Origin of the sequence: Sulfitobacter sp. 1A15299, from assembly GCF_043556915.1 — a bacterium.
Lineage (GTDB): Bacteria > Pseudomonadota > Alphaproteobacteria > Rhodobacterales > Rhodobacteraceae > Sulfitobacter.
This window is the reverse complement of the sequence record NZ_JBIFFJ010000054.1, coordinates 1-8,652: the sequence shown is the minus strand read 5'-3', so window position 1 is coordinate 8,652 and position 8,652 is coordinate 1. Positions and strand designations below refer to the sequence as shown.

The following is an 8,652-nucleotide window of genomic DNA, read 5'->3' as shown; positions in this document are numbered from 1 at the left end:
GCACTCTTGCGCGAAACTCGGCTTCTTCCCAGTCTAGGTCAGGCACGGGATTATCGGACATGACTTGAACGACGCACAGATGCTGCGTAGTCTCACGAATAGCGACTCACACCCATATACAGTCTCATGAATTCCGACTCAATCTCGAAATGAAAAACCGGCAAAGCATTGAAAACAAATGGACCGCAGTCTCAAGAATTCCGGCAGACCGACAGGATCCAGTGAAAAATGCCTTCAGAGACCGAGAAATCGCGATCAGCGCCCTCCGAGCAGTTGAATGACGCGCGCGTCGACGGGAAAGATCAGGGCGAAACCCACAGTATCGCCCTGCCCTCCCATGTCGCGGGGTCCGGTACGCTTGATCGACTGGTGGACACGGCCCGTGTCTATGCCCGGGCGTCAGTGTCTGAGAATACGCTGAAGGCCTATGCGAAGGATTGGGCGCACTTCGCACGTTGGTGCCGGATGAAGAGCACAGAAGCCCTGCCTCCGTCGCCCGAGATGATCGGCCTCTACCTCGCCGATCTGGCGTCCGGCTCACGCCCCTCCGCGTTGCAGTCGACATCCCGCCCCCTATCGGTCTCGACAATCGAACGCCGCCTATCCGGGCTTGCCTGGAGCTACGCGCAGCGCGGATTTACGCTTGACCAAAAGGACAGTCACATCGCGACCGTGCTCGCCGGGATTAAACGCAAACACGCGCGCCCGCCGGTGCAGAAAGAGGCGATCCTGCCTGAGGATATCTTGGCGATGGTCGCCACCCTGCCCTTCGATCTGCGTGGGCTGCGTGACAGAGCGATCCTGCTTCTGGGATATGCTGGCGGGCTGCGCCGCTCCGAGATCGTCAGCTTGGATGTCGGCAAGGATGATACGCCGGGTTCTGGCGGCTGGATCGAGATCTTTGACAAGGGCGCCCTCCTCACTCTCAACGCTAAAACTGGCTGGCGTGAGGTTGAGATTGGCCGCGGCTCGAGTGACCAGACATGCCCCGTGCATGCTCTCGAGCAATGGCTGCTTTTTGCGAAAATAGACTTCGGGCCAGTTTTCGTCGGCACGTCGCGGGATGGCAAACGCGCCACGGAAACACGGCTCAACGACAAACATGTGGCCCGGCTTATCAAACGCACCGTCCAGGACTCCGGCATCCTATCCGACCTGCCCGAAAAGGAACGCCTGGCGCTGTTCTCCGGCCACTCGCTGCGCGCCGGTCTGGCGAGTTCGGCCGAAGTTGACGAACGCTATGTCCAGAAGCAGCTCGGACACGCCTCCGCCGAAATGACCCGCCGTTACCAGCGCCGCCGCGACCGTTTTCGCGTGAACCTGACCAAGGCTGCCGGTCTCTGACACCCTGCCCTTCTCGACTATGCTCCGCAGAGAGACGTCCAGAGATGCCACTCCGCCTTCGCTGTACTTCTTACAACGTGGGACCAAAGGGAGCCGCAATCGCTCACTTGCGTAAGCGGCCATGAGCCACGCCTACTCGGATAGACTGTTCTTTTGTCCATAGCTGTCCTCTACCCCTATACAGAAAATGCCGATTGTTCAGGACACTGCCCACGCCAAGAATTCCGGACGGTTTCTTTCTTACAATGCGCAAGTCGGTAACCGCGCGTATGTATTCTACGTCACCGCACAGCCAGGCATCGCTGATGCGTTCGCTTAACTCGGTACAGAGCCACGCCGATAACATAAGATCGCTGCGAAACACCCGCCCACCGAGCTTTCATTCGCGCATCGCCCCATGTTACGATTGACGACACCGCGCGATAGCGCAGCTGCCCTGCCCAACTAATCACCGCGACAGGCTGGTTCGGCATGTCATTAACGTGAGGGGGGGAAAGTCGCCTCCGTAGTTGAGCGGCTTAAATAAATCGCAATAAGCTTCGCCCGTGGCGTTGCGGGAGGTGAAGGCCGCTTTGAATGCTGTTTTTGCATCAGCGAAATCAGGTCATCACCGGCCACGCCATCGACATTGATCGCTGCGCCGGTCCAGATCGCCGCGTCGACCAGATCGCGTAGTTCAACCGCCGCGGATAGACCCCGCCAAACTGTTCGATACCAACATCGAAGCGCACCCGATCCCAACGGAACCCCGCCGGAAAAGCGGTAGGTACCCAGCGACGGTATGCCGCGGAGGGTGCATTCTGACCCCAGCATCAGATCAGTCCCTTGACGCTTGTAGCCGTGGTTCTCGTCGCCAACACCCTTGTGATGCGGAATGGATAACTCTAGCCAGGCGAAAGGGCGGGCAGGATGACCGCGTCCCCGCTTTTCAGCACCGCCGCCAGATCGGTAGCAGAAGCGACAATCTCCCCGCGGGTCATCTAATAAATGCCTGCCGTATCACTTGGCGTCATGTCGAACCTGCCGCAGATAGGGCCGGTGAATCCGTTGTGGTGCTCTTAGAAGGTATCGAGGATGGGCGTTGCGGCCTCGTTTTAAAACTAAGAAGTTCAGCTTCTCAGGTATGAATTGACAACACCCTAAAGGAGGGTCCGTTTCGGGTTGGGGAGAGGTTTCGCGTGCGAAACCCAGCTGATTTGAGGTAGGCGTCGAGGGAGGTTTCGCGCGCGAAACCTCCCTCGACGCATCAAGCTTCTTCAAGAAAATATTTGATCTGGTCCATCACCAGCTCAATCATCTCCTCGCTCACGTGCGCGCCACGAATGCGAATGGCATAGCCGTCTTCGGTGCGCACACGCTCCATCGTGAGATCATTGGCTAAGCTTATCTGCCTAGGCCGTTCCGCATTTTTTCGAGGCCGCCCCCCGCGTTTGCGATCAGTGCCGACACCCTCGACTGATTCGATTAACGGCTCCAAGACCCCCCATTCATCTTCAGCGGTAGCCACGGCATGGGATTCCAGCGCCTCCCGCATTGCCTCGCTTTGCCCCGCGCGTAGACCAGTCGCAATACGGAGACACTGGCGCTCGCTCAGTTCGGGTCCGAAACGGAGCATGTCACCAAGCTCCTCATGAACCAAAGCAAAGGATCGAATCTTAGACCGCTTAGCCTTACTGGCCGACGAGAACAGCATCGCAACGGCCTCATCAACAGTGGCAAAAACTCCATCATGCACTGTGATCGCGGCTGCCCGCCCGCGCTCATACTGGCTGAGCCCAGTCCTGACCTCGTTCTCCTCGATCATAGCAACGATCGCATCGGCCAGCGTATCCGGTTTACGCACGAAAGCCGGGATCGTCTGATGCCGCTCACCCCCCGAAAGCGCATTCAATTCGCGCATGGCGGCAAGGCGCCTGAAGCCTGAAATCAGAGCATATTTCCCCGCGGCGTCAGGATTGGACGGCTCAAATACCTCGATCGGCAAGCGAAGCCCATGGTCAGCGATTGACCGTCGGAGTTCGGCAAGGTCTTCTTCATCCATCTTCAAACGATCACGGCTTAGCGCATCGGCGGTGATCTCATGCAGCGGCACTTCAGTTAGAACGAGGCCCTTTTCCCGCGCCAGTCGAAGCGCCTTTGCGTCTGCTTTGTCCCGCGCATTTTCTTCACGCAGATGCTGGGGCAGGGGGTCTTTATGCCGGGCCGCATCCGCTGCGACATCGGCGATCGGCGCGCGAGTACCAATCCGGGAGGTTTCGCGCGCGAAACCCTCTTCGATCTCTTTGAGTGCCTCCGCCGAGGGGACTTCAAGCTGTCTGCGTTTCGCCATTCTCGGCCTCCTTCCGCTCTTGATCATCGCGCCACCATGCGCCCAGCAAAATCTCTTTGAACTCGGCATAGGTTCGGTCAAAGGTTTCCCGACCGCGGGTATAGGTCTCACGGTTAAAATCCCGGTAATCGGCCTCGTAAATCCCGTTCACACTTTCTCCGGCCTGCCCGACCATTGCCGTGAACTCCTGACGGTAAGTGTTTGTCATATCACCAAAATATGCCTGGATCACGTTTGCCAGATCAGTCTGCTGGCTGGCGTCAAAGCGCGTGATGATCGCGCGCACGACGTCCCATTCAAACTTCATTTCCGGTAAGCCCTCACGTCGCCGTGCTGCGTTCTCACCTTCCTCAATCGACGCGAAGGTGGAATAGAGCATGTCAAAGAAACGACCGGTGGAATCGAACTCCAAGAACGAGGCGCCCAAGGGAACCATGATAATATCTGCCGCAGCCAGAGCATTGATCGTCAGATAGCCGAGCGCAGGGGGCGTATCGAGCAGGATGATGTCATATGTATTCATCGCCCCCCCCGAATCAAGCGCTGAGGACAGCGCATCCCAAAGGGCCCAATGCCGCAATGCCATCCGCCAAACAGGAATTTGAAATTCTGCCCAATATAGATTGAGCTGGGCTCCAATGAGATCGATGTTGGGCCAGTGGGTTTTTTGAACGACGTCTTCAAGCGAGATCGTCAATGCCTCGCTCAAGGTTTCGTCCATCGGAATTTCGGGTTCCGCAGCCGCGGCACGAACGCGGTTTTCGGCCTGCACGTGCATCGCGTAATCACGGGCGAGAAGAGGGAAGATGGTCTGCCATTCATCCTGAACCTGACCGCCCATGATGGAGGTCATCGAGCCTTGAGAGTCGAGGTCGACGACAAGCACTTTGTAGCCGTCCAAAGCCGCAGACATGGCCAAATGCGCCGCCGTTGAGGTCTTGCCAACACCGCCTTTAAAATTCGCAACGGCAACCACTTTCGCGGGCAGCCCTTTGGGGCGATAGGGGCGGTATTCCTTGGTGCTGACACCTTCTTCAGCGAAGTGATTTCGCAGCGTTAGGATTTCCTCGAGGCTGAACCGCTTTGCGTTCCCGGCTCCCTCGCCTTGTGGAAGCTCAGGGTGTTTGTTCAACACCCTACGCAGGTGGGCGGGGGCTACAGGGATGAGGTAGCGGCAAATCTCCCATGTCGAAAATTTTCGGAGCTTCTTCTGGCCATCTGGGGCATACCCACGTTTAGCGAGATCTGCCCTTCCGCGCCCAGCGAAAGCAGCGGCTTTGGCGAATCGGGCAGTGTCTACCGGATCGCTAAGCTTCGCGGCTGCGGTTTCAGGGTCGAGATTGAAATAGGGGGGCAGGCGGGTGCCCGACTTCTTGTCCATGTTGCGATGCCTCGGTCAGATCATCATTATTCGATGTTATCACCCACATTGTCGCACATCTTTTTGGAAATGGGAAACAATAAGGCATGCTGTACATGTTGTGAACCTCTTGCCGGTTTCGCATGCGAAACCGGCCGCTTGAAATCGAAATCCATATTAACAGAGGCTCACATAGTTTGTTATTGTTTACTAGATTTAGAATCTTTAGGCCTAGGTAACTCTTTTTTATCAATGCACTATGGTAAGATAGGTACCACTCTGCAGGTCTATGGGTACCTGCTTACAGGTTCGCCAGTACCTGTAAGCGGTGGAACGGGTTCCGATTCGCGGGGGGAGCGGAACCGATCGTCGGGAGGGCCGTTTTGGAACGTTATTTCGTGCTTCCAAGCCCGCGTTTTCTTCTGTCGGCCCACGCGAGTAAGGCAAATATACTGTAAGGGACCCGTTTCCGGGATGTATCTGCCCTGTAAACGGGTCCCCATTGATTGATTGAGGTTGGGAACCTTTTGCGCAATAATGGGGTGAAGTCACCCAAGAGCGCAAAGCGTCGGGGCGGTGGCGGCAGAGCAGAGGCCGAGATGAGCAGCATCCCCCATGACAAATTGACCGGCGCGCTCCGTCGCCAGTCGGTGAAGAAGAACGTGGCGGCGATCCACGTCTCGGGTAAGCTGACGCTACTACAGCGGAAGCTAAGCAACGTTCTTCTGCTCAATGCCTATGACACGCTTGTGACGCGCAACAAACATCAGATCGATGCGCGGACCCTGTGCATGATGGTGGGCTATAACTCCAACGACATGGACACGTTGAAACAGTCCCTCCGCAGTTTGGCCGAGACCACGGCGGAATGGGATATGTTGGACGCCAACGGGCGGCAAGAATGGGGCGTCTCCGCCCTTTTGTCCTATGCGAAACTGTCGGCGGGGGTCTGTGAGTATGCCTATTCCCCAGCTTTGGCGGAAAAACTACATGACCCGAAGGTCTTTGCGCTCATTAATCTGAATATCCAGCGGCGGTTCACCTCCGGCCATGCGCTGGCGCTTTATGAAAACTGCTATCGGTTTCTGCGCACCGGATCGACGGGGTGGTGGCCGATTGATCTGTTTCGCCGGCTTATGGGGGTCGATGGCAGCGCCTATTACGAAAGTTTTAAACACCTGAATGCCAAGATCATTAAGCCAGCCGTGGCGGAGGTGAACAAAACCTCGAACATCCTGATCACGCCTGAGTTGCACAAGATGGGCCGGCAGGTCAGTGAGATCCGGTTTCTCATCAAAGAGAACCCGCAGCTTGCCATGCTCGACATTGATGATGGGGAAGGGCTGCGGCAGGGGGCCGTCTATACCGCGCTTATGGATTTGGGCGTCTCAGACCGGTTGGCGCGACAATGGATTTCCGAACATGGTGAGGACTATGTTTCGGAAAAAATTACCTATTTAAAGGGCAGGGGGGGCATCGACAGCCCGGTGGGATATCTAAGGGCGGCGCTTCAGAACGACTATAAGTCAGAGAAACCCGCAGCCCCTTCGCCCAAGGCCGAAGCCGCGGCGGTGGTGCGTAAAGCGCAAACGGCGCAGACCGATGCTGCGGAAGAAGAACGCGCGCAAGTGGTTGAAGAAGAACGCAAAGCGCGCGCGGCGATCATGGCGCGGGTGCAGAAAATCGTCGAATCCCGCTCCCCCACACAGCGCGATGCGGACCGAAAACTGTTCTTGGCTTGGCTGAGCGATGAGCTTCTGAAATCAGAGTTCTCTCGGCTGGGTTGGAAGGCGGCGCTCTGCGCGTCGGAGATGCGGGCTTTCTGGGAAGATCTGCTCCCGGATGCTTTCGCGGATGAGGCGCCCTTCGGCGTTTAAGGTTTCCTTAACCTGCCTCCGTAATATTTTAGCCAATTTTTTTGCACGAAGGTGCCGTTTGGCTGGTTGTAGCCCACTTTCTCGGCAGCGCTTCTTGCAGCAACCGTCTCCGCGTTGGCGCGGGTTGGGAGGCGGCCGTTATGAAACACTAGGTCATCCATAGCCGGGGCGCGGTCTTTCCCAACGGGCCGGTCTGGAACCGCTTATGCGCGATGGGGCAAGCGCGCCTTCGACATCGCGTTTCCTATGGTTTTGTTGCCTGTTCTCCTGCCGGTGATCTTTGCCCTCGCGGGGGTGGTCGCGCTCGATGATGGTGCGCCGTTCTTTAGGCATCGGCGGGTGGGAAAAGGGGGGCGCGCGTTTCGCTGCTGCAAGATCCGTACCATGGCGGCCGACGCCCAAGAGCACCTTGCCCATTATCTCGACGAAAACCCCGCCGCTGCCAAGGAATGGGCATTGAAACATGAGCTCGATCATGATCCCCGGATCATCAAACTGGGCCGCTTTCTGAGGTGTAGCAGTTTGGATGAGCTGCCTCAGATCCTGAATGTGCTGCGCGGAGAAATGAGTTTTGTCGGCCCTCGCCCCGTAGAGCCTGAGGAGCTGCGACGCTACGGGATGAGCGCTGGCATCTACAAGAGCCTTCGGCCCGGCATCATGGGGAAACGGCGAGTCCCTGGCGGGGCAAATGGCTGGTTGCCGCGGGAGTCTTACCGCGCTGCTGATCGGCGCTTTCTACGCATATATCCTAGCCACGCACCTTTATCATGCGACCGCGGTACTTCGGTTATTGCTCGAGCAAGAGCAGATCATCGACTTTCCGAATGGTGCGGGGCGGTTGTCCGGCGACAGGGCGGAATTGAATTCCGAAGTCGAAGTGTTGCGGGGCCGGGTGCTGCTGGCACAGGTGGTCGAACGGCTTAATCTTGCCTCAGACGTGGAATTCAGCGCGCGCTTTCGACCGGAAGAAGCGCAGCGGGTACAGGATGCGGTGATCTCGAAATTACTCAAAGCAGTCACCATCCGAAACATTCCGCAAAGCCGGGTGCTTCATGTCACGGCCGAAAGTGAAGGTGCCCGCAAAGCCGCGCTGATCGCAGAGACCATCGTCGAACTCTACGTCTCTCATCAAATCGAAGAGCAGGCAAAGACGGCACAACAAGCGGTGAGTTGGTTAACTGAGCGCGTCACGGCTATGCAGGCCAAACTCCAAACCGCAGAAACGAAGGGCTCCGCATTCAATGCGAGCACGGAACTGGTTTCGGTCGCGGCCCCTCGGGGGGTGGAGCGGCAGACCAAAGAGTTGCATGGCCGTATTGCGGCGGTGCAGGAAGCGCGTGCAGCGTCGGAGAGACGGAGTGCGGTTCTGGAAGCGGCGGTGACATCTACGGAAAAGGTTAATGCTTCTGCGGTTGCGCGGCTTGCTGGTCTTCTCGATGGTATGGATGAGGAACCTGCGCTTAGACGCGCGTTCGAGGCAAGGTTTCAAGCCGTGCTTCAGCTAAGCCGGGAGGACTTGTTTCGGTCACAACAACAGATGGCTGCGCTGCGCGCTTAGGAAGCCGAGTTAAGCGCGCAGTTCTCGCAGCAAGGTCGCGATTTGATAATCCTCCAACAGCTTACCCCAGAAGCGGAGGCGCGCGTGTGCTCTACGAGCATTTCCTGGGGACTGTCCTGAATTTTGTGCTCTGGCATGGTAACTGCTCTATAAGGAGACCCACGTATGAGCATTGACAAAAAGC

The 8,652-nt window shown here is 57.3% G+C and carries 5 protein-coding genes and 1 pseudogene; 4 read left to right on the top strand and 2 right to left on the bottom strand.

From position 1 onward, the window contains the following. Nucleotides 1-228: 228 nt before the first annotated feature. Nucleotides 229-1,344 (top strand): tyrosine-type recombinase/integrase, encoded by a 1,116-nt coding sequence (locus tag ACGYK7_RS18670; RefSeq protein WP_394403901.1) that lies wholly within the window; start codon nt 229-231, stop codon nt 1,342-1,344. A gap of 1,246 nt (nt 1,345-2,590) precedes the next feature. On the opposite strand, the gene ACGYK7_RS18665 is transcribed toward ACGYK7_RS18670, so the two are convergent. Both ACGYK7_RS18665 and ACGYK7_RS18660 read right to left on the bottom strand, forming a co-directional pair. Then, nucleotides 2,591-3,673: a ParB/RepB/Spo0J family partition protein gene (locus ACGYK7_RS18665; RefSeq protein ID WP_394403900.1), complete on the bottom strand. Its 1,083-nt coding sequence runs from the start codon at nt 3,671-3,673 to the stop codon at nt 2,591-2,593. Continuing rightward, nucleotides 3,651-5,054: an AAA family ATPase gene (locus tag ACGYK7_RS18660; RefSeq protein WP_394403899.1), complete on the bottom strand. Its 1,404-nt coding sequence runs from the start codon at nt 5,052-5,054 to the stop codon at nt 3,651-3,653. The genes ACGYK7_RS18665 and ACGYK7_RS18660 overlap by 23 nt, the downstream gene beginning before the upstream one ends. A gap of 578 nt (nt 5,055-5,632) precedes the next feature. Here ACGYK7_RS18660 and ACGYK7_RS18655 point away from each other — a divergent pair. The 3 genes and pseudogenes from ACGYK7_RS18655 to ACGYK7_RS18645 all read left to right on the top strand — a co-directional run bounded on the left by ACGYK7_RS18655 (nt 5,633) and on the right by ACGYK7_RS18645 (nt 8,468). Then, entirely contained in the window at nt 5,633-6,910 is a 1,278-nt protein-coding gene (locus ACGYK7_RS18655) for a replication initiation protein (protein WP_394403898.1), read from the top strand. Nucleotides 6,911-7,156: 246 nt separating this feature from the next. Further along, nucleotides 7,157-7,540 (top strand): annotated as a pseudogene (locus ACGYK7_RS18650) (sugar transferase); the annotation flags it as partial. Between the two features lie 58 nt (nt 7,541-7,598). Next, entirely contained in the window at nt 7,599-8,468 is an 870-nt protein-coding gene (locus tag ACGYK7_RS18645; RefSeq protein ID WP_394403902.1) for a hypothetical protein, read from the top strand. Nucleotides 8,469-8,652 lie beyond the last annotated feature (184 nt).